This is a genomic window from Rhodococcus sp. 05-2254-2 (assembly GCF_002259095.1).
In the GTDB taxonomy this organism is placed as follows: Bacteria; Actinomycetota; Actinomycetes; order Mycobacteriales; family Mycobacteriaceae; genus Rhodococcoides.
The window spans coordinates 25207-44651 of the sequence record NZ_NOZJ01000002.1 but is presented as its reverse complement, the minus strand read 5'-3'; the positions used below and the strand labels follow the sequence as shown (position 1 = coordinate 44651).

Below are 19445 nucleotides of genomic sequence, written 5' to 3'. Positions count from 1 at the left end.
CCGATCCTAGAGGCCACGCACACCCACCAGCGCGTTATTTCAGCGTGATACTACCGAGACGTTTCCGTGATGATGCCGAACCCGTGCCGCGTTCGGACCCGTCGAGACTCGACTCCAGGGCGTGCGGGCCCTGCGCACCATCGGCCCGACGACCGACACGCTCGGCACACCGGTGCCGACGCACTGATCTGGGGAGGCATTCACCATGTTCCACACCAAGAGGATTGTCGGCGGGGCGGCAGCATTCGGATTCGCGTGTGCATTCGCGGCACTGGTACCCGGGACTGCATCCGCAGCACCGGTCGCCTGCACCACCGCACCCGGAGGGGCCGATGTCGCTGCGCTCGTCGGAGGATCGCAGTGCGACAGCTCCGCAGACGTCGCGAGTGCGGCGGCCGGTCTCGGCCTCGAAGGCTGGGGTTCGGCCGAGGCGATGAACAACGCAGCCGCCCTTGCACTCGGACTGAACGGTGGAACTGCAGTGAGCAACGGCAGTTTCGGTGGCGCGCCTGCAGCGATCGCCTTCGGCCCCGGTGCCGTCGCACAGAACACGGCAGCCGGTCTCGGGCTCTCCATCGCGGTGGCAGCACCGGGCTCCACCATCACCCTCACCCCGAACGGCGCGGTGTGCAACGGTGCCGGAATCGCGGGCAGCTTCACCACCCTGCAGGGCTGCATCGGCTGACGTGCGCCACGGGGGGTGCGAGTGGGCGATATGGATGTCACCGAAGGCTGTGTGATCTACAGTCTCAGTGACCGGCAGTCTCGGTCACCCACAATCTCGGAACGCGAGCCGGAAACGGCACGCTGAACAAGGAGTTCGACGGCAATGATGTCCTACCTGCTCTACGACGTTCTGCTCCCCCAACTCGGCCACGACGTCGCGTCGTACTGGGCACACCTGCTGGTTGTCGCCCCGATCTGAGTTCTTTCGACCTGCCACGACGAAGACATCCCCGCTCGGCCGTCTCGGCCGGGCGGGGATGTCTCGTTCGAAACCGGAATCGAATCAGACCGGCTGGGGCAACAGTCGGGTCAACACATCCGACAGGGTCACGACGCCGACGCTGCGAGCCGGATCGTCCGCCGCCGCCGAACCGTCGACCACCAGTGCCAGGTGATGCCGGGTCTCGCGCATCGACTGCAGGGCAACGTACACCGGCGTCGTCGCCTCGAGCGTGTATGCCGGACGCGTGATCTCGGCGAGGGTCTGCGGAGCGGTCAACGTGTCGCGCACGTGCACCACGCCCTTGACCACGTCCGCGTCGCTGACCAGGATCCGCAGATGTCCCGAGCGACGTGAGGCCTCGCGCACGTCGTCGATCGTCGCTGTGGACGGTACCGACGTGGGCTTGCCGAACTGACGCACCAGGTCACCGACGGTCAATTCCTGCAGTTCCAGCGCACTCGAGATCTGCGCCTGATAGCTGGCATCGAGGGCACCGACGTTCACCGAATGCTCCACCAGCTGCCGAAGGTCGTCCGCGTTCTGGCCCGTACCCACGGTGTCGGCCGGTTCGACGCCGACCCGCCGCAGGCACCAGTTCGCCATGTTGTTCAGTGCCGTCAGCACCGGACGGGTGAGAAACATGAACGCGCGCATAGGGATTGCGAGCATCGTCGCGGACTTCTCCGGATGGGCGATGGCCCAGGACTTCGGAGCCATCTCACCGACCACCAGGTGCAGGAAGGTGACGATGATCAGCGCGAGCACGAAACCGAGGACGTCGGCGAACCAGTACGGCAGGCCGCCGCTCTCGAACAGGGGCGTGAGCCAGTAGTGCACGGCCGGCTTCGTCGTCGCACCGAGACCGAGGGTGCAGACGGTGATGCCGAGCTGGGAGCCGGCGAGCAGAACCGTCAGCTCGGACGAGCTGCGCAGCGCCGCACGAGCGGAGCGTGAATTGGGTGCCGCGTCTTCGAGCCGATGCCGCTTGGCGGCCAACAGCGCGAACTCGACGGCCACGAAGAAGGCACTGGCAGCGATGAGGCCGATCGTGACGGCCAGGAAAATCCAGATGTTGCTCATCGGTGCACACTTTCCTTCGACTCGGCCGACTCGTCGTCGTGTTCGGGGTCACGCTCGCCGAGCGTCAGAGTCAGCAGGGACGGGACGTGGCTGTCGATCTCCTCGATCTCGAGGATGACGAAACGAACGGGACTCTCCTCGTCGTTCGCCAGATCGGCGTTGTCCGGTGGTAGGTCCACTTCGATCCGTTCCCCGACATCGGGGAGAGATCCGTTGTGCGCGATGGCGAAACCGGCAATGGTCTCGTAGTCACCCTCGGGCAGATCGATGCCGATGGCACGTTCGACCTCGTCGACGTGCACCTCGCCGGCCATGGTCCAGCTGCCGTCGTCGGCACTGACCGGGCTCGGATCGGACAGGTCGTCGTCGTGCTCGTCGGTGATCTCGCCGACCAGCTCCTCGGCCAGGTCCTCGATCGTGATGACGCCGGTCAGACCGCCGTATTCGTCGATCACACAAGCCAATTGGTTCTTGGTCGAGCGCAACTCGCGCATCGCGTCGGGCAGGGTCTGGATCTCCGGGAGGATCAGCGCGTCACGCGTGAGCTCGGAGATCGGTGTGGAACCCGGCACCGTCGCGGACAGGACGTCCGCGAGATGGACGACGCCGACGATACCGTCGTCCTCGTCGAGCACCGGATACCTCGAGTGCTCCTGCCCCATCAGGGCAGCGACCTCGCTGAGGGTGTCGGTGTCTCGGACCGTCGCCGATCGCGAGCGCGGGATCATCGCGTGTTCGACTGTGCGAGTGGGGAAGTCGAGGATTCGATCGAGCAGCGTCGACAATTCGTCGGGCAGATCGCCGGTTTCGCGGGAATCCGAGACGATGTGCTCGAGGTCGCGCAGGCTCGCCGAGTGCTCCACGTCGTGCACCGGCTCGATCTTGAGAGCCTTGAGCAACAGGTTCGACGACTGGTCGAAGATGGTGATCAACCACCCGAAGAGCTTGAGGTAGATGGTCGTCGACAGCGAGAGCCATCGAGCCACCGGCTCGGGGCGGGCGATGGCGAAGTTCTTCGGGAACAGTTCACCGAAGAGCATCTGCACGAACGTCGCGAACGTGATCGCCAGAACGGCACCGAGGCCGACACCGACGGCCGTCGGAACTCCGACGCCGCCCAGTATCGCGCCGAAGGACTGACCGATCAGCGGTTCGGCGACATAGCCGACCAGCAGGCCGGTGACCGTGATGCCCAGTTGAGCACCGGACAGCATGAAGGACGTGCGCTTGGTGACGGTCAGGGTACGAGCGGCGACGGCGTCACCGGCCTCGGCACGTGCCTTGAGCCGGGACCGGTCGACGGTCATGTACGCGAATTCCTGGGCTACGAAGTAGCCGGTCGCGACGGTGATGAGGAAAACGACGAGCAGGCCGAGCAGAAGAGTGAGCAGAACGCTCATTCGCCGGACACCGCCTCGCACGTAGTAGCTGTGGTGCGGGGGGCCGTGTCCGGCCCGGGTTTATCGCTGTCCATGATTCCTCAGGGTCGTAATGGGTGAAGTTTGTCCGATACTACCGGGTCGAAGTCGGTGTCGGGTCACGGCGCCTTCACGACCAGGACGGGAACCGGGCAGTCCAAGAGCACTCGCTGCACGGTGCTGCCCATCAGGAACTTGCCCACCGCGGAGCGACGCTTGGAGCCGATGACGACCATGCCCGCACCGACGTCTGCGACGAGATCGACCAGCGCGCCGGCCGGGTCGCCCCCGTCGGGCTCGACGCGCACGGTGGTGGCAGTTCCGGGAAGGGTTTTCTCCACCTCGGCCTGCGCTGCCGCGCGGTCCTCTGCCGATACGGAATCGCGGTCCACCACGGACAACACGATCAGCTCGGCCTGACGCAGCTCGGCCTCGGCGGCACCGCGGCGCAACGCTTCCTGCCCCTCCGGTGTGTTGCTCATCGCTACTGCCACTGCGCTCGCTACCGACACGTTCTCTCCCGTTGCTCGTTGCTCGTCTTCACCGAGGATCACCCTCGGGGATTTGTGAACTGGACTAATCAGACAAACTGTATCTAACCTGACGCTGTGACACCCCACACGAAAGGTCTCTGATGGCGATATCGCCCACACTGCTACGAACGGCCGGAGCCTTGGTGGTGGTGGGAGCAGTCACCGTTGCCGGAATCGACGCCGCTCGCAGTGCCAGCGGCTCCGACGCCCGAGCCAAATTGACACTGATCGCACCGGCCGCCGCGGGCGGAGGCTGGGATCTGGTCGCCCGCGAATCGCAACAGGCGCTACGTAGCGACGGCATCGTCAACAACGCTCAGGTCGTCAATGTCCCCGGTGCCGGCGGCACAATCGGCCTGAGCCAACTCGACAACCTCAGCGGTCAGCCCACCACCGTCATGATCACCGGAACCGTCATGCTCGGCGGCATCGCGATCAACAACTCCGAGACCACCCTGGCCGACACCGTCCCGATCGCCAAGCTCGCCGAGGACTTCGAGGTCTTCGTGGTGCCCAAGGATTCACCCATCCAGAATCTCGAGGACATGATCGAGGCATGGCGGGCCAATCCCGGTGGACTACCGATCGGCGGCGGCTCCCTCGGCGGAATCGACCACATCGTCGCGGGTCAGTTGGCGCAGGAAGCCGACATCGACCCGGCCGCAATCAATTACATCGCCTACTCCGGAGGCGGCGAGGTCCTGACGTCGCTGCTGTCGAACACCGTCGGCGTCGCGGTCAGTGGGTTCAACGACTTCCGCGACCAGATCGAGGCAGGCAACGTACGCGCACTCGCCGTCGCCTCGCCCGAGCCGCTCGAGGGATTCGACGTGGACACGTTCATCGAACAGGGCTACAACGTCGACCTCGTGAACTGGCGTGGAATCGTTGCGCCCCCGGGGATCTCGGACGAGGACCGGCAAACTCTCGTCGACATCGTCACCGAGATGGTCGAAACCGAGCAGTGGGCCACGGCCGTCGAACGCAACCGCTGGAAGGAATCCGTCCTGACCGGAGACGAATTCGGCGAATTCCTCGAGGTCGAGCAGACACGGATCACCGGAATTCTCGAGGAATTGGGGCTGGTATGACAACGACGACCACAGACACCGACACGGGTACGTCCCGGTCGTTCTGGACCGGCCGCAGCGGCCTGATCGTCCCGGCACTTCTCGTTGCACTGGGAGTGTTCCTGGTCTACGGAACCGTCACGATGGATGTTCCGTCCACCGCCACCTCGCCTGGCCCACAGGTCTTTCCGGCCATCGTCGCCGGCGGCTGCTTCGTCGTCGCCCTGTTGGTCACCATTCAGTTGATGGTCAAGCCCGACGTGATCGACCGCGGGGTCGACGCCGACGGAAAGCCGCACACCGGCACCGTCAGCAACTGGCGAACCCTGTCGATCACCGTCGGATCGGTGGCATTGTTCATCGCCCTGCTCGACCCGCTCGGCTGGGTCCTGGCCGGCGCGCTGCTGTTCTGGGGCGTGTCGGTCGGATTGGGCGGTCGCCGTTACGTGTTCGACGCGGCAGTAGCACTGCTGGTCTCGAGCACGATTCAGATCGCATTCTCCGCTGGCCTCGGGCTGACCCTGCCCGGCGGCGTCCTCGCCCAAATCTTCTGACGGAGCTGAACTTCTGATGGATTCATTGAGCAATCTCATCGACGGATTCGGCACCGCGCTGACTCCGATGAACCTCGTCTGGGTGTTCGTCGGCGCGCTGCTCGGAACCGCCGTGGGCGTCCTGCCCGGTCTCGGCTCCGCCATGGCCGTGGCCCTGCTGCTGCCCGTCACCTTCACCCTCGACCCGACCGCCGCGCTGATCATGTTCGCCGGAGTGTATTTCGGCGGCCTTTTCGGCGATTCCATCTCGGGCATTCTGATGAACACCCCCGGCAACAGCACTGCTATCGCAGGCACGTTCGAGGGCCATCGAATGGCCAAGAACGGCCGCGCCCCACAGGCTTTGGCCACCTCGGCGATCGGCGCGTTCATCGGCGGTATCGTCGCGACGACCCTGGTGGTGTTCTTCGCCCCGACGCTCGCCGCCTTGGCGACCAACTTCGGTCCCGCCGAATATCTCGCCCTCGCGGTGTTCGCGTTCATCGCCACCTCGGCGGTGGTCTCGGATTCCGCGCTCAAGGGCCTGACCGCACTGCTGATCGGTCTCACCCTCGCCGTCATCGGTATCGACGGCCCCTCGGGCGCTTCACGATTCACGTTCGAGGTTCCTGCCCTGTTCGACGGCATCCACATCGTCGTCATCACCGTCGCGATGCTCGCCCTCGGTGAGGTCATCCACATCGCGTCGAAGATCGGTCGACCCGAGGACCGTTCGCTGATCAAGTCGCAGGGACGACCGTGGCTGAGCAAGGCAGAGTTCCGCGATGCGTTGCCGGCATGGATGCGCGGTACGGCATTCGGCGTACCGTTCGGTGTGATCCCCGCAGGTGGTGCCGAAGTGCCGAGCTTCCTGGCCTACGGCACCGAGCGCAGGCTCGATCGCAAGCGCGAGAAGCCGATGTTCGGCAAGGGTGCCATTCGCGGCGTCGCGGGTCCCGAGGCGGCCGGAAACTCCACGGCCGGAACGGCGATGGGCGCGCTGCTGGCTCTAGGGCTGCCCACTTCGGCGACGGCGGCGATCATGCTGGCGGCCTTCCAGCAGTACGGCATGCAACCCGGGCCCCTGCTCTTCGAGCGCAGCGGCGACATCGTCTGGGCCCTACTGGCCAGCCTGTTCGTCGCCATGATCGTGCTGTTGATCCTCAACCTGCCGTTCGCACCGCTGTGGGCGCAGCTGCTGAAGATCCCGAAGAACTACCTCTACGCCGGCATTTCGGTCTTCGCGGCCCTCGGTGTCTACGCGTCGAGTGCGTCGATCGTGGACCTGATCTTCATGCTCGGGCTCGGCATCGTCGGATTCATGATGCGGCGCTACGAGATTCCGCTCGCACCGGTGCTCATCGCGGTGATCCTCGGCCCGCTCGCCGAGGAATCACTGCGACGCGCACTGGCCGTCAGCGAAGGAGATCCGTCGATTCTGATCAGCAGCGGCATCACCATCGTGCTCTACGCACTGATGGTCATCGCTGTGGTGTTCTCGATCGTCAGCAAGATCCGCGCCCGTAAGACCGCGGACTTCTGAGTGCGCTCCGCGCAGTGGTGTGTTCGAGTCCCCTAAGGGGCACTCGAACACACCACTGCACATCGGGTCGTTCCGCAGGCTCCACTCCTGCCGCTAGACACTCGTCAGTGCTGCAAGGCCGGGTAATCCGTGTAGCCCTCGGCACCATCGGTGTAGAAGGTGCTCGGATCGGGCTCGTTCAACGGCAGATCCTCGCGCCAGCGGTAGGCGAGGTCGGGGTTGGCGATCGCCGGACGGCCGACGACAACTGCGTCGCCGATGCCGTTGTCGAGAAGTGAGAGCGCCTCGTCGCGGGTGGTGATCTCACCGAAGCCACTGTTGACGAGCACCGGGCCGCCGAAGGCCTGTCGCACATCCTGGACGAGCTCACCCGACGGGTCCTTGTGCAGCACACTGAGGTACGCCAGTCCCAGGGGGGCGATTCGATCGACCAATGCGCGGTAGGTGGCGCGCACGTCGTCGGCGTCCGTCTCGAGCGCGTCCTGGATGTTGTGCTCGGGTGAAATGCGAATTCCGACCTTGCCCGCTCCGAGAGCGGCGACCACTGCCTCGACGACCTCGGCCACGAATCGCGCCCGATTCTCCGGCGAGCCGCCGTACGAGTCGTCGCGCTGGTTCGAGGCGGGCGAAAGGAATTCGTGCAACAGATATCCGTTGGCACCGTGGATCTCGACGCCGTCCATTCCGGCGGCGATCGCGTTCTTCGACGCCTGCACGAAGTCGGCGATCACCGAGGGCAGCTCGTCCTCACGCAGCGCACGCGGGGTGGGGTACGCCTTCTTGCCCTCGTAGGTGTGGGTCTCGCCCTCGATGGCAATGGCACTGGGCCCGACGACCTCGCGGCCACCCGTCGTCGCCTCGTGGGTCACGCGACCGGCGTGCATCACCTGCGCGAAGATCCGTCCGCCGTCGGCGTGCACTGCATCGGCGACGTTGCGCCAGCCCTCGATCTGCTCGTCGGTCACCAGACCGGGCTGACCGGGGAAGCCCTGGCCTGCATGGCTGGGGTACGTACCTTCACTGACGATCAGACCCAGGGATGCGCGCTGCTTGTAGTGCTCGACCACCAGCGGGCCCGGTACACCGTCCTGGCCGGAGCGCGTCCGCGTGAGCGGGGCCATCACCAGCCGGTTGTCGAGCTTCAGGTCGCCGAGCGCCAACGGGGAAAACAACTTCATGGATCTCTCTCCTCACGAGTGCGTGCACAGTACTTGCCACTGCTCACTCCGAACTCGAAAGATCCACCGAGCTATTCCGTCTCGAGACATTGCTCACGCCGAACGCAGCAGTGGTGCGGACAAGTGCCCTCCAAGGCACTTATCCACACCACTGTTCCATCTGGTCGTTCCGCAGGCTCCACTCCTACGCGCAGGCACTCACAGGATGTAGAGCATCTCCTGATACGTCGGCAGCGGCCACAGATCGTCGGCCACCATGGCTTCCAGAGTGTCCGCCGCAGATCGAACGGCGGCCATCGCGGGCAGCAGTTCGTCCTTGGCGTGCGTCGCCTCGGCGAGGGCCTCGCCGCCGGGGTCGGCTTCGAGCGCGGCCTTCAACGTCGCCAACGCTGCCCGCAGCTCGGCGAGCGGTGCCGAGACCGCCTGCAGCGCAGTCATGTCGACGTCGTCGACGCCCGCACCCTTGAGTGCACTGACGTTCTGCGCCAGCTCGGTCTGATAGCGCACGGCTGCGGGGAGAATGGACGTCTGGCCCATCTCCAGTGTCAGACGCGCCTCGACGAACACCGTCAATGCGTACTGTTCGAGCCCGATCTCGTAGCGCGAGTGCATCTCTCGGTGGTTGAACACCTTGTACTTCTCGAACAGTTCCATCGCCGAGTCCGAGATGAGTTCGGGCAACGCGTCGAGCGTCGTACGCAGGTTCGGCAGGCCGCGTGACTCGGCCTCGATCTGCCAGTTGTCGGAGTAGCCGTCGCCGTTGAACACCACCGCGCCGTGCTCGGTGATGATCTCGGTCAACAGGTTCTGCACGGCGGTGTCGAAATCGGTGCCCTCGGCGACGGCCGCTTCGAGGTTGGTCGCCATGTAGTCGAGAGCCTCGGCCATGATCGTGTTGATCGTGACCATCGGACCGTTGACGGTCTGCATCGAACCGGGTGCGCGGAACTCGAACCTGTTGCCGGTGAACGCGAACGGACTGGTTCGGTTTCGGTCGCCGGGATCGGTCGGCAGCACGGGCAGAGTGTCGGCACCGATCATCATGGTGCCCTTGCCCTTCGACGACGTGGCCGCGCCCTTGGCGATCTGGTCGAACACGTCGGCGAGCTGATCGCCGAGGAAGATCGAGATGATCGCGGGCGGAGCCTCGTTCGCGCCGAGGCGATGATCGTTGGTCGCCGACGCCACCGAGGCGCGCAGCAGACCGCCGTACTTGTGCACCGCACGGATGACGGCAGCACAGAAGACGAGGAACTGTGCGTTGTCGTGGGGATTGTCGCCGGGAACCAGCAGCGATCCCAGATCGGAGTTACCGAGCGAGAAGTTGACGTGCTTGCCGGAGCCGTTGACGCCTTCGAAGGGCTTCTCGTGGAACAGGCATTCCATGCCGTGCTTCTTGGCGATGGTCTTGAACGTGGTCATCAACAGTTGCTGGTGATCGGCTGCGATGTTGCCGCGCTCGAACATGGGCGCGATCTCGAACTGCCCGGGTGCGACCTCGTTGTGCCGGGTCTTGGCCGGAATGCCGAGCTTGAACAGCTCGCGCTCGGTGTCCATCATGAAGCCGAGCACACGCTCGGGAATGGCCCCGAAGTAGTGATCGTCGAACTCCTGGCCCTTGGGCGGCTTCGAGCCGAACAGGGTGCGGCCGGCATTGAGCAGGTCGGGCCGGGCCAGGAAGAAGTGTCGGTCGACCAGGAAGTACTCCTGCTCCGGACCACAGAACGAGACGATGTTCTCGATGTTCTCGTGCCCGAACAGCTTCAGGATCCGCTCGGCATGCCCACCCATGGCCTGCTGCGAACGCAGCAACGGCGTCTTGTGGTCGAGGGCCTCACCAGTCATCGAGACGAACACCGTCGGGATGCACAGGGTGTTGCCGTTCGGATTCTCCAGTACGTACGCCGGGCTGGTGACGTCCCAACCGGTGTACCCACGAGCCTCGAACGTGTTGCGCAGGCCGCCGTTGGGGAAGCTCGACGCGTCGGGCTCGCCCTGGATCAGCGTCTTGCCCGCGAATTCCGCGAGCGCGCTGCCGTCACCGACCGGGTCGAAGAAGCTGTCGTGCTTCTCGGCCGTCAAGCCGGTGAGGGGATAGAAGACGTGCGCATAATGCGTCGCGCCCTTCTCCAGTGCCCAGTCCTTCATCGCCGACGCCACCGCGTCGGCGACCAGGGGGTCGAGCTTCTTGCCTTTGTCGATGGTCGCCATCACCGACTTGAACACGGATTTGGGCAGTCGCTTCTGCATGACGACCTTGCTGAAGACGTTCTCTCCGAAGATCTCGCCCGGCTTCTCGTCTCCGACGAAGCTGACCGCAGGCGGCACATACGCCTCGACGTCTTTGATCGCCTGCAGGCGTACGGTATTTCCACTCATGGCTACCCCTTGACAAGGTGCTGCTCCACAGCTGGATTTTGTGGAGTCCGACCCGGCGACTGTACGAATGCGACGTGGCGGTCGTGTTTCGTCGCTGTGTCCACTGCGATGCAAAACAAACCGGGAGGCAAAAACGGCGACCGGAGTTTCCTTCCACGCAGACGGGGGTAACTCCGTAGCCAGCGTAAACAACCGAAAGCGAGCCCCATGAGCGACCAGCTGACCGTCCGCAGAGTGATCGACGCTCCCCCGGCGTCGGTGTTCACCGCACTGGCCAACCCCGAGGTTCAGGCCGCGGTCGACGGTTCGGAGATGTTGCGTGGTGCGATCGACCCCACGCCGCTCGGCACCGTGGGCGACACCTTCGCGATGGACATGTATCAGCCGGAAATCGGCGAGTACGTCATGGAGAACACCGTGTTCGTGTTCGAGCAGGACCGACGTATCGGTTGGATTCCCAATCGCCAGGGCATGGAACCTCGTGGCACGCGGTGGTCCTGGGAACTCGAGGAGGTCGCCGACGACCGGACAGCCCTGACACAGGTGTACGACTGGTCTCGAGTCACCGACCCGGAATTCCGGAAGATGGCCGGCTTCCCACGGGTGACCGAGGAACAGATCGTCGGCACCATGCGCCGGCTCGCCGAGCACCTCGGCGTCCCGCTCGAAGACTGATCCCCGACGACAGGAAGAACTCTCATGGTCGACGTCACCCGCACCTTCACCGCCGCTGTTCCGATGGATAAGGCGGCCGCCTTTTTACGCGACTTCTCCAATGCGCCGTCGTGGGATCCTGGAACCCAGAGTTGCACAAAGATTTCCGACGGTCCGGTCGCCGTCGGAACGCAGTGGCACAACGTGTCCAAGCTGTTCGGTATCACCACGGAGTTGACCTACACCTTGGTCACCGACGAGCCTGATCACATCGTGCTCGAGGGCGAGAACAAGACGGCTACCAGCGTCGACGACATCACGTTGACTGCCGAAGGATCGCACTCCACCCGAATCGACTACCACGCGAAGGTCGAATTCAACGGTGCAGCCAAGGTAGCCGGCCCGTTCCTGAAGGCGGGATTCGAGGCGAAAGTCGCGCCGGACACCGTGGAGAAGATGACCGAGGCGCTCGAGCGACTGGGCTGACGCCCTACTTGCGTGCGAAAACGGTGAAGTTGTCCGCTGAGCTCGTCAGAACGTCGGGTGCCACGATCGAACCGTCGTCGGCGAAGATCTCGGAGATGGTGAACCCGGCATCGGTCACCAGTCGGCGCACGTCTGCCACGGTGGTGAAGTGCATGAACGGAGCGAAATCGTGCGCAGCGAGCGGCGCTACGGCCCACGTTCCGCGATCGACGACTCGAGAGCGCGCAGACCACCAATTGGCAACGCTACGAACGACTCCGGCGGGATCGAGCAGTCGCCTACCGACGGCCGTCACGCCACGCTCGAGTGAGAACGTGAACCGCTGGGTCGGTCTGCTCAACTGAAACGGCTTCTCCCCGAACGACGGTCCGTTGCGGTTGAGAGTGGAGAACACCAGAATTCCGGACTCGCCGAGAACTCGGTGAAATTCTGCGAGTACCCGGACTCGTTCGTCGTGGTTCACGGTGTCGATTCCGTTGTTGCTGAACACGATCAGGCCGAATTCGCCGTCCGAGAAGTCCACCAGGTTGCGCGCGTCGGCCACGTGCGCCTGCAGGTCGGGAAAGTTTCGCCGAAAGGCGTCGACCATGGTGGGTGCGTAGTCGATCGCAACGTAGCGGTCGCTGATCAGCCGAAGCAGCGCCGTGGTTCGGCCGCTGCCGACTCCCACGTCCAGTATCGGCGTTCCGCGCGCAACCGAGGCCGCAGCCACCAGCGCCGCCGCCTCCCCGCGGTCGAGAAAGCCGTCGGTGGGTCCCGCGTGCTCCACGTACGCCGCAGCCACCCGCTCACTGTCGAACACGTCTCGATTGTGGTCTGTGGACACCAGATCACCTTCGCTTCCCACCCTGCGGACACAAGCGTCGCTCCCCTGCGGTCAGACGGTACCGGCGAACCCTGAGGTGCGCCTGAGGTCTCGTGCGTCCACCACACCCCCATCCGGGGGTATTCATCAAGTGACTCGGATCACTACCGTTCGTCGCACTCGGTATCGCGCATTCACCCGATACCCGACAAAACGGAGGAACCATGACCACTGTCTCACCCGACGACCCGGGTGTGTCCGCATCGACGCCACCTACGGTGCAGACCAAGACCAGTGTCCGCCGGGTCGCTGTCGCCAGTGGCATCGGCACGACGATCGAGTTCTACGACTTCTTCATCTACGGCACCGCGGCCGCCCTGGTCTTCCCGACGATCTTCTTCCCGGCCCTCGGCTCCACCGCAGGCACCGTGGCCTCGTTCGCGACGTTCGCGGTCGCGTTCATCGCCAGGCCCGTCGGCGCAGTGCTGTTCGGGCACTTCGGTGACCGCATCGGTCGCAAGAAAACCCTGATCTCGACGCTGTTGCTGATGGGGGTGTCCACGTTCGCCATCGGCCTGCTCCCCGGCGCGGAGACGATCGGCGTGGCTGCTCCGATCATCCTGGTGCTGCTCAGGTTCGGCCAGGGGTTCGCAGTGGGTGGTGAATGGGCAGGCGCGACACTGCTGACGGCCGAGTACGCGCCTCCTGGCAAACGCGGCTTCTACGCGATGTTCCCTCAGCTGGGACCGTCCGCCGCGTTCATCTTCTCCAGCGCGACATTCCTCGCGACCGGACTGCTGCTCGGCGACACCAACGAGACGTTCCTCAACTACGGTTGGCGAATCCCGTTCCTGCTCAGCGCCGTTCTGGTACTCATCGGCCTGTACATGCGCCTCGCCATCGAGGAGACCCCCGTCTTTCGCGCCAACAAGCTCGCCGAGGAGCAGGCACCGGCGAACGCAGCACCGACGAAACTGCCGATCTTCGACGCCTGGCGCATCCAGAAGCGCGAGATCATCACTGCTGCAGGCGCATTGGCATCTCTGTTCGCCTTCTTCTACATGGGTACCGCGTACCTGACCAGCTACGGCACCAAGACACTCGGGTTCGACCGGCCGTTCGTGTTGATCACCGGAATCGGTGCCGCGGTGATCTTCGGAGTTGCCATCGCGGTCTCGGCGACCTACTCCGATCGCGTCGGCCGACGGCGAGTGATCATGGGAGCGTGCATCATTGCGATTCCCTGGTCGATCGCACTGTTCCCCGTTCTCGACACCGGGTCACCCGCAGCATTCGTGATCGGCATGTGCGTCACGCTCGCCATCTTCGGAGTTGCCTACGGACCGACCGGAGCCCTGCTCCCCGAGCTGTTCCAGACCCGTTTCCGTTACACCGGAGCAGGTTTGGGCTACAACCTCGCCGGAGTTCTCGGTGGCGCGATTCCGCCGATGCTGGCCGCACCGCTCACCGCCGCGTTCGGCAGCATCTCGATCGGAGTCATGCTGGCCCTGCTGTCGGTACTCAGTCTGGTGTGCACCAAGCGGTTGATCGAGACCAAGGATGTCGACATGACCTGACACCCGCAACGCAGAACCGCGGCCACCCGGCAATCGGGTGGCCGCGGTTTCGTCAGCTCTTCACGGGACGAACTCAGTCGTCGCCACGGGGCGGCGGCTGAACATCGACGCCGCCGGAGTTGTGCTCCGGTCCGGCCGCCGGATGCCCTGCCGGCACGCGGCCGCGCGTCTTCGCGGCCTCGCTGTCCTTGGTGGCACCTTCGGCGAACTTACGACGCCAGCTCTCCTCGGGACGGTAGGGGCCCGGCTTCGGCCGAGTCTTGCCGCCCGGGAACGCCAGCCGTGCGATGGTGCGCTGGACCATGCCCCACTGCTGAAAGAACGGTCCGGTGTTGTAGGGCAGTTCGTAGCGCTCGCAGATGTCCTTGATCTTCGGCGCAACGTCCGCGTACCGGGTGCTGGGCATGTCCGGGTACAGGTGGTGCTCCACCTGGTAGCTCAGGTTGCCGCTCATCAAGTGGAACAACGGGCCACCGTCGATGTTGGCGGCTCCGACGAGCTGACGGACGTACCACCCACCGCGGGTCTCGTTCTCCACCTCTTCCTGGCTGAAGGTGTAGGCCTGGTCCGGGAAGTGTCCGCAGAAGATGATCGCGTTCGACCAGACGTTTCGAATGATGTTCGCGGTGAAGTTCGCGGCCACCGTCGACAGGAACGTGCTCTCGATGCCACTGAACCGGCTGTCCAGCAGAGCCGCGGTCCGACGGTTCTTACCGAATCGGGCAGACCCACGCAGCTTGGACGCGAGCCTGGAGCGCTTGCTCTCGGGCAGACGTCCACCCGATGCGACCTGCGCCAGCGCGAACGCACCGGCGGAGATCAGCGGCCAACCCACGTAGTCCTTGACGAACTGCTTGCGTGCCTTGACGCCGATGCCCTTGAGATCCTCGACGAGATCCTTGACCGGCTTCTCACCGCGACGAATGGCCTCGATGTCGAGATCGTGCAGCGCGACACCCCACTCGAAGAACGCCATCAGCAGCACGTTGTAGAACGGCTGCGCCAGGTAGGCCGGGTGCCACTTCTGCCGCGGGTCGATACGCATGATCTCGTAGCCGAGATCCTTGTCCTTGCCGCGGATGTTGGTGTACGTGTGGTGCACGTAGTTGTGCGAGTGCTTCCACGAGCTCGCGGTCGACGCGGTGTCCCAATCCCACACGGAGGAATGGATTTCCGGGTCGTTCATCCAGTCCCACTGGCCGTGCATGACGTTGTGGCCGATCTCCATGTTCTCGAGAATCTTTGCGATTCCGAGGCACGCTGTACCTGCCAGCCATGCCGGCTTGCTGGTCGATCCGAGCAGCAACACTCGACCCGCGACCAGCAGCTGTCGCTGGGCTGCGATCACCGAGGTGATGTACTTCCGGTCCTTGTCACCGAGGCTGGCGTACACCTCGTCGTGGATGGCGTCGAACTCCTTGGCGAGTTCGGCGATCGTGTCGTCACTCAGATGCGCCAGCGGGTTCACCGGCTCGTCGGAGCCCGTGACACGCCTGGTGGTTTCGTCGATAGACATTCATTCCCCTGTTCGATTTGAAGATCAGAGTTCGATTTCGATGTCGCCCTCAGCAGTGTTGACACAGATCCGAACCGCTTGCCCCGTAGGTTCGGAGATATCCCCGTTACGTAGATCACGTAAACGCCCCTTCTTCAGGGTACCTACGCAGGTGTGGCAGATGCCGATCCGGCAGCCGTACGTCAAATCCAGGCCGGCTTCCTCACCGGCGGCGAGAATCGTTGTGCCGCCGTCGCATTCGACGTCCTTCTTGCTGTTGAGAAACTTGACGGTGCCGCCCTCGCCTACATCGTCGCCACCACCGATGACCGGCTGAAAACTCTCGTGATGGAACCGGTCGTAGTCACCCTGGTCTTTCCAGTACGAGCGCAGATCGTCCAGATGTTCACCCGGACCGGAGCAGAATGCTTCGCGCTCACGCCAATCCGGGACCAGCTCGTCCAATTCGGACGCCTTCATCCGACCCTCGTCGCTGGTGATCCGCAGCTTCACCGTCAGCCCGTCGTGCTTGGCTTCGAGTTCGTCGAGGGTATCGGCGAACATCAACTGGTCGCGATTGTGCACCGAATGCACCACCACGACGTCGCGTACCTGATCGTGGTGATCGAGGGCGCGCAACATGCTGATGATCGGCGTGATGCCACTGCCTGCACTGATGAACACCATCTTGTCCGGAATCGGATTCGGCAGAGTGAACTCGCCCTCGACCTCACTGAGCCGGACGATGTCGCCGGTCCTGATGGTTCCCACCAAGTACGGCGAGACCGTCCCCGACGGCACCAGCTTGGGACTGACGCTGACCAATCCGTCCACCGGGTCCGGATCGGAGGTGAGCGAATACGCCCGCCAGTGGTACCGACCGTCGATCAGTACTCCGAGTCGGACGTACTGCCCGGGTGTGTGGCCCTGCCACTCGAAACCCGGCCGGATGTACACCGAGACGGCCTCCGATCCCTCCGGTGTCACCCGCTCGACCTTCCCCCGAAGCTCGCGGGTGGTCCACAGCGGATTGATCATCGACAGGTAGTCGTCGGGCCGGAGCGGATTGAACAACGATCGGACTGCGCGCAGCATCGTCCGTCTTACAAAAGAAACCTGGGGCTTGGCCCCCCGTTCAGCCATACTCAACGGTAACCCTGTGCGCCGTGCTACACATCCGAATCGCTCAGACTCGAATGAGACTGCTACACAAGGTGAACAGAACCGGGCTGTTCCGACCGGTCAGCGCGCTCTGGAAACGCGGTCGCCCAGGGCGGCACTCACTTTTCCGTACCAACCGACCGGACGGGCAAGCCCACGCGTGGGCACATCGGCCAGCAACGCCTCGGCCGTTTCCTCCGCATCGATCTTGTTGTCGCCGATGCCACCCGTGGCACCTCGCTTGGCCCACCCGACGACGTAGCACCCCGGAACCGGAGTGCCGTCGGCAGCGGTGATACGACCGCCGACATTACGGATGGTGCCGCTGATGTCGTCGAACGGGATTCCCGGTGACGGGGTTCCGCGATAGCCGATCGCGAGCAGAACCAACTCGGTCGGCAGCTCGACGGCGTGCTCACCGACGCCGACTTCGATGGACTGCACCGAGTCGCTGCCGTGGAGAGCAGCCGGAGCTCGGCCGAACGCGAAGACGATGCGGCGGGCGTGTGCCTGCGAGCCCAGTTCGACTTGCGTCGCCCCAGCCAGAGCCGACGCAGGAGCGGACAACGGCAGGCGATCGATGGCGTCGACGATTCCGTCCGGTCCTGCCACGACGACGTCGACGCCGGCGCGATCGACGAGCGCCTTGCATTCGGACCGGGTGAACGCCGCGAATTCAGGACCACGACGGGCGAGGACGACGACCTCGCGGACGCGATGGCGACGCAGCTCGGCCAGAGCATGAGCAGCGATCTCGGTTCCGTCGAGCCGGTCCGGATCGGCCGTGAGGATACGAGCAGCGTCGAGTGCGACGTTGCCGTTTCCGATGATGGTGACGCGATCGACGCCGGTGAGATCGATCGCGTCGGCAGCAACGTCGGGGTGGCCGGTGTACCAGCCGACCAGGGTGCGTGCGCTGACCGATCCGTCGAGGTCGATACCGGGAATCTCGAGGGCTCGGTCCTTGTCGGCACCGACGGCATAGACCACCGAGTCGAACTTCCGAGCCAGTTCGACGTGGTCGACATCCTTTCCGACCTCGACACCGAGCTTCATCGTCACCCGTGGATGGACGAAGATCCCACGGAAGTGCTCACTGATGCGTCGGGTACCGAGGTGATCGGGAGCGACGCCGTAGCGGGCGAGACCGCCCGCGGTGGGCAGCCGGTCGTAGAAGGTGACGTTGGTGCCGGGCACGCGCAACAGCGCCTGGGCGGTGTAGCAGGCTGCCGGTCCGGTCCCGACGATGGCGATGTCGATCGGCGGCAGTTCGTTGACCGTCGCCACCGGGAATCGAGGCGCGCCCCACTCCGCCACGGCGGGCTTGTCCTTGTAGTAGTCGGCGTTGATGTCGGCGTAGATCTGCTGGTCCGGTGTCAGACGCGAGACGCGCGTGATCGCGTCCACCGGGCACGCGTCCGCGCAGGCACCGCAGTCGATGCACGAGCGCGGATCGATGTAGAGCAGCTCGGTCTTACCGAAATCCGGCTCGTCGGGCGTCGGATGAATGCAGTTGACCGGGCACACCGACAGGCAGGATGCGTCGTTGCAACAGTTCTGCGTGATCGCGAACGGCATGGTTTATCTGATGTCCTTCACGGCCTCGAAAAGAGTGGTCAGAGCATGTGCAAACGACGGTAGATCATCTCGGCCGGCTTGGTGATCAAACCGCAATCGAGAAGAAATGCCATCAGGTGCTCGCTCGAGGTGCGCATCATCGTGTGGTGATGGGCGTTGTTCTTCGCTTCCTTCACCGCGCGGTCGACGTCGAGTCCAGCTGCTGCGTAGACCTCCTTGTTGACCATGTTGGACACGATCAGGCGGGCGGCGATCGCGACGACGAGCGCGCTGGCCTTGCGGCGAGCCGGGCTCTTGCCTGCGATGTCTTCACGCATCTGTGCACGCGCGAAGGTCATGTGCCGCGACTCTTCCACGACGTGGATCTTGCTGGTGGTGCGCACGAGTGGCAGCACGTTCTCGCCGCGCATCCAGTCGCGCTGCATGACGTCGAGCACCTCTTCGGCGACGAGGATGCCACCGTAGGCGACCTCGGCGGACGCGAGAGCCTTGAAGCCACGGCCGAGTTCGATGCTCGATCGACGCGGCAGGTAGGCCTTGATGCCCATCTTCTGGCAGGCGCGGGCGAACATGATCGAGTGACGGCACTCGTCGGCGATCTCGGTGAGAGCGAACTGGAAGTCCGAGTTCGACGAGTCCTTGCAGTACTGATCGCGCAGGACCATCTGCTGCAGGATCATCTCGAACCAGATGCCGGTGCTCATGATCGAGCAGACCTCGTGGCGGGTGAGCGTGATGCGCTGCTCTTCGCTCATCTCGTCCCACAGCTTCGTGCCGTAGAGGGTGCTCCACTCCGGGTTGAGTCCGTAGAGGGAGGGATCGAGATCGGCTTCCCAGTCGACCTCCTCGGAGGGGTCGTACGACAGCTGGGCGGCGGAATCGAGCAAACGAGCGGAGACATCCTCGGGCTCGAGAACGTCGTTCCTGGAGAGTGTGCTGGTCATCGCCGTGGTTCCTTCCATCGTCGAAACGCTGTATGTAACTGTTACGAAGATTACCAGGTACT

The 19445-nt window shown here is 64.2% G+C and carries 17 protein-coding genes; 7 read left to right on the top strand and 10 right to left on the bottom strand.

What is annotated here, in order from left to right:
* Positions 1 to 205 precede the first annotated feature (205 nt).
* Positions 206 to 685 (top strand): DUF6764 family protein, encoded by a 480-nt coding sequence (locus CH283_RS04215; protein WP_068055767.1) that lies wholly within the window; start codon positions 206 to 208, stop codon positions 683 to 685.
* Between the two features lie 324 nt (positions 686 to 1009).
* Here CH283_RS04215 and CH283_RS04210 read toward each other — a convergent pair whose 3' ends face one another.
* The 3 genes from CH283_RS04210 to CH283_RS04200 form a co-directional block, all read right to left on the bottom strand.
* Positions 1010 to 2029 (bottom strand): hemolysin family protein, encoded by a 1020-nt coding sequence (locus tag CH283_RS04210; RefSeq protein WP_068055764.1) that lies wholly within the window; start codon positions 2027 to 2029, stop codon positions 1010 to 1012.
* Positions 2026 to 3429, bottom strand: a complete 1404-nt coding sequence (locus CH283_RS04205) for a hemolysin family protein (protein WP_094639256.1) — start codon at positions 3427 to 3429, stop codon at positions 2026 to 2028. Before CH283_RS04205 ends, CH283_RS04210 begins: the two co-directional genes overlap by 4 nt.
* Positions 3430 to 3566: 137 nt before the next feature.
* The gene (locus tag CH283_RS04200) at positions 3567 to 3959 is read right to left on the bottom strand and encodes a universal stress protein (RefSeq protein WP_231893845.1); all 393 of its coding nucleotides are present in this window, start codon (positions 3957 to 3959) and stop codon (positions 3567 to 3569) included.
* 122 nt (positions 3960 to 4081) lie between these two features.
* Here CH283_RS04200 and CH283_RS04195 point away from each other — a divergent pair, with 122 nt between their 5' ends.
* Genes CH283_RS04195 through CH283_RS04185 form a run of 3 tightly spaced genes read left to right on the top strand, consistent with a single transcriptional unit; the run spans position 4082 to position 7126 of the window.
* A complete protein-coding gene (locus tag CH283_RS04195; protein ID WP_068055755.1) occupies positions 4082 to 5071 on the top strand; it encodes a Bug family tripartite tricarboxylate transporter substrate binding protein in 990 nt (329 codons plus the stop codon).
* Positions 5068 to 5604 carry a tripartite tricarboxylate transporter TctB family protein gene (locus CH283_RS04190; RefSeq protein ID WP_094639255.1) on the top strand — a complete coding sequence of 179 codons (537 nt, stop codon included), beginning with the start codon at positions 5068 to 5070 and terminating at the stop codon, positions 5602 to 5604. Before CH283_RS04195 ends, CH283_RS04190 begins: the two co-directional genes overlap by 4 nt.
* A 16-nt stretch (positions 5605 to 5620) precedes the next feature.
* Positions 5621 to 7126 carry a tripartite tricarboxylate transporter permease gene (locus CH283_RS04185; protein ID WP_068055749.1) on the top strand — a complete coding sequence of 502 codons (1506 nt, stop codon included), beginning with the start codon at positions 5621 to 5623 and terminating at the stop codon, positions 7124 to 7126.
* A gap of 104 nt (positions 7127 to 7230) precedes the next feature.
* Here CH283_RS04185 and CH283_RS04180 read toward each other — a convergent pair whose 3' ends face one another.
* Together CH283_RS04180 and CH283_RS04175 are read right to left on the bottom strand one after the other, a co-directional pair.
* Complete coding sequence (locus CH283_RS04180) at positions 7231 to 8304, bottom strand: alkene reductase (RefSeq protein ID WP_094639254.1); 1074 nt, start codon at positions 8302 to 8304, stop codon at positions 7231 to 7233.
* A 198-nt stretch (positions 8305 to 8502) separates the two neighbouring features.
* A complete protein-coding gene (locus CH283_RS04175; RefSeq protein WP_094639253.1) occupies positions 8503 to 10683 on the bottom strand; it encodes a glutamine synthetase III family protein in 2181 nt (726 codons plus the stop codon).
* Positions 10684 to 10890: 207 nt separating this feature from the next.
* Here CH283_RS04175 and CH283_RS04170 point away from each other — a divergent pair, with 207 nt between their 5' ends.
* Both CH283_RS04170 and CH283_RS04165 read left to right on the top strand, forming a co-directional pair.
* Complete coding sequence (locus CH283_RS04170) at positions 10891 to 11358, top strand: SRPBCC domain-containing protein (protein WP_094639252.1); 468 nt, start codon at positions 10891 to 10893, stop codon at positions 11356 to 11358.
* Between the two features lie 24 nt (positions 11359 to 11382).
* Positions 11383 to 11823 (top strand): SRPBCC family protein, encoded by a 441-nt coding sequence (locus CH283_RS04165; RefSeq protein WP_094639251.1) that lies wholly within the window; start codon positions 11383 to 11385, stop codon positions 11821 to 11823.
* A 4-nt stretch (positions 11824 to 11827) separates the two neighbouring features.
* Here CH283_RS04165 and CH283_RS04160 read toward each other — a convergent pair whose 3' ends face one another.
* A complete protein-coding gene (locus tag CH283_RS04160) occupies positions 11828 to 12649 on the bottom strand; it encodes a class I SAM-dependent methyltransferase (protein ID WP_094639316.1) in 822 nt (273 codons plus the stop codon).
* Between the two features lie 203 nt (positions 12650 to 12852).
* On the opposite strand from CH283_RS04160, the gene CH283_RS04155 reads away from it, so the two are divergent.
* Positions 12853 to 14205, top strand: coding sequence for an MFS transporter (locus CH283_RS04155; RefSeq protein WP_094639250.1), 1353 nt, complete (start codon positions 12853 to 12855; stop codon positions 14203 to 14205).
* A gap of 73 nt (positions 14206 to 14278) precedes the next feature.
* Here the strand turns inward: CH283_RS04155 and CH283_RS04150 are convergent, their stop codons facing one another.
* The 4 genes from CH283_RS04150 to CH283_RS04135 all read right to left on the bottom strand — a co-directional run bounded on the left by CH283_RS04150 (position 14279) and on the right by CH283_RS04135 (position 19383).
* Complete coding sequence (locus tag CH283_RS04150; protein ID WP_068055731.1) at positions 14279 to 15721, bottom strand: fatty acid desaturase family protein; 1443 nt, start codon at positions 15719 to 15721, stop codon at positions 14279 to 14281.
* Between the two features lie 24 nt (positions 15722 to 15745).
* Positions 15746 to 16843: a ferredoxin reductase gene (locus CH283_RS04145; RefSeq protein ID WP_176460324.1), complete on the bottom strand. Its 1098-nt coding sequence runs from the start codon at positions 16841 to 16843 to the stop codon at positions 15746 to 15748.
* A gap of 99 nt (positions 16844 to 16942) precedes the next feature.
* Complete coding sequence (locus CH283_RS04140) at positions 16943 to 18439, bottom strand: FAD-dependent oxidoreductase (protein WP_094639248.1); 1497 nt, start codon at positions 18437 to 18439, stop codon at positions 16943 to 16945.
* Between the two features lie 38 nt (positions 18440 to 18477).
* The gene (locus CH283_RS04135) at positions 18478 to 19383 is read right to left on the bottom strand and encodes an AurF N-oxygenase family protein (protein WP_082898813.1); all 906 of its coding nucleotides are present in this window, start codon (positions 19381 to 19383) and stop codon (positions 18478 to 18480) included.
* Between the last annotated feature and the right edge of the window lie 62 nt (positions 19384 to 19445).

Coding starts and splice junctions, on each gene's coding strand:
- CH283_RS04215 (WP_068055767.1), top strand. CDS start 206: ATGTTCCACACCAAGAGGATTGTCGGCGGGGCGGCAGCATTCGGATTC.
- CH283_RS04210 (WP_068055764.1), bottom strand. CDS start 2,029: ATGAGCAACATCTGGATTTTCCTGGCCGTCACGATCGGCCTCATCGCT.
- CH283_RS04205 (WP_094639256.1), bottom strand. CDS start 3,429: ATGAGCGTTCTGCTCACTCTTCTGCTCGGCCTGCTCGTCGTTTTCCTC.
- CH283_RS04195 (WP_068055755.1), top strand. CDS start 4,082: ATGGCGATATCGCCCACACTGCTACGAACGGCCGGAGCCTTGGTGGTG.
- CH283_RS04190 (WP_094639255.1), top strand. CDS start 5,068: ATGACAACGACGACCACAGACACCGACACGGGTACGTCCCGGTCGTTC.
- CH283_RS04185 (WP_068055749.1), top strand. CDS start 5,621: ATGGATTCATTGAGCAATCTCATCGACGGATTCGGCACCGCGCTGACT.
- CH283_RS04180 (WP_094639254.1), bottom strand. CDS start 8,304: ATGAAGTTGTTTTCCCCGTTGGCGCTCGGCGACCTGAAGCTCGACAAC.
- CH283_RS04175 (WP_094639253.1), bottom strand. CDS start 10,683: ATGAGTGGAAATACCGTACGCCTGCAGGCGATCAAAGACGTCGAGGCG.
- CH283_RS04170 (WP_094639252.1), top strand. CDS start 10,891: ATGAGCGACCAGCTGACCGTCCGCAGAGTGATCGACGCTCCCCCGGCG.
- CH283_RS04165 (WP_094639251.1), top strand. CDS start 11,383: ATGGTCGACGTCACCCGCACCTTCACCGCCGCTGTTCCGATGGATAAG.
- CH283_RS04155 (WP_094639250.1), top strand. CDS start 12,853: ATGACCACTGTCTCACCCGACGACCCGGGTGTGTCCGCATCGACGCCA.
- CH283_RS04150 (WP_068055731.1), bottom strand. CDS start 15,721: ATGTCTATCGACGAAACCACCAGGCGTGTCACGGGCTCCGACGAGCCG.
- CH283_RS04145 (WP_176460324.1), bottom strand. CDS start 16,843: ATGGCTGAACGGGGGGCCAAGCCCCAGGTTTCTTTTGTAAGACGGACG.
- CH283_RS04140 (WP_094639248.1), bottom strand. CDS start 18,439: ATGCCGTTCGCGATCACGCAGAACTGTTGCAACGACGCATCCTGCCTG.
- CH283_RS04135 (WP_082898813.1), bottom strand. CDS start 19,383: ATGACCAGCACACTCTCCAGGAACGACGTTCTCGAGCCCGAGGATGTC.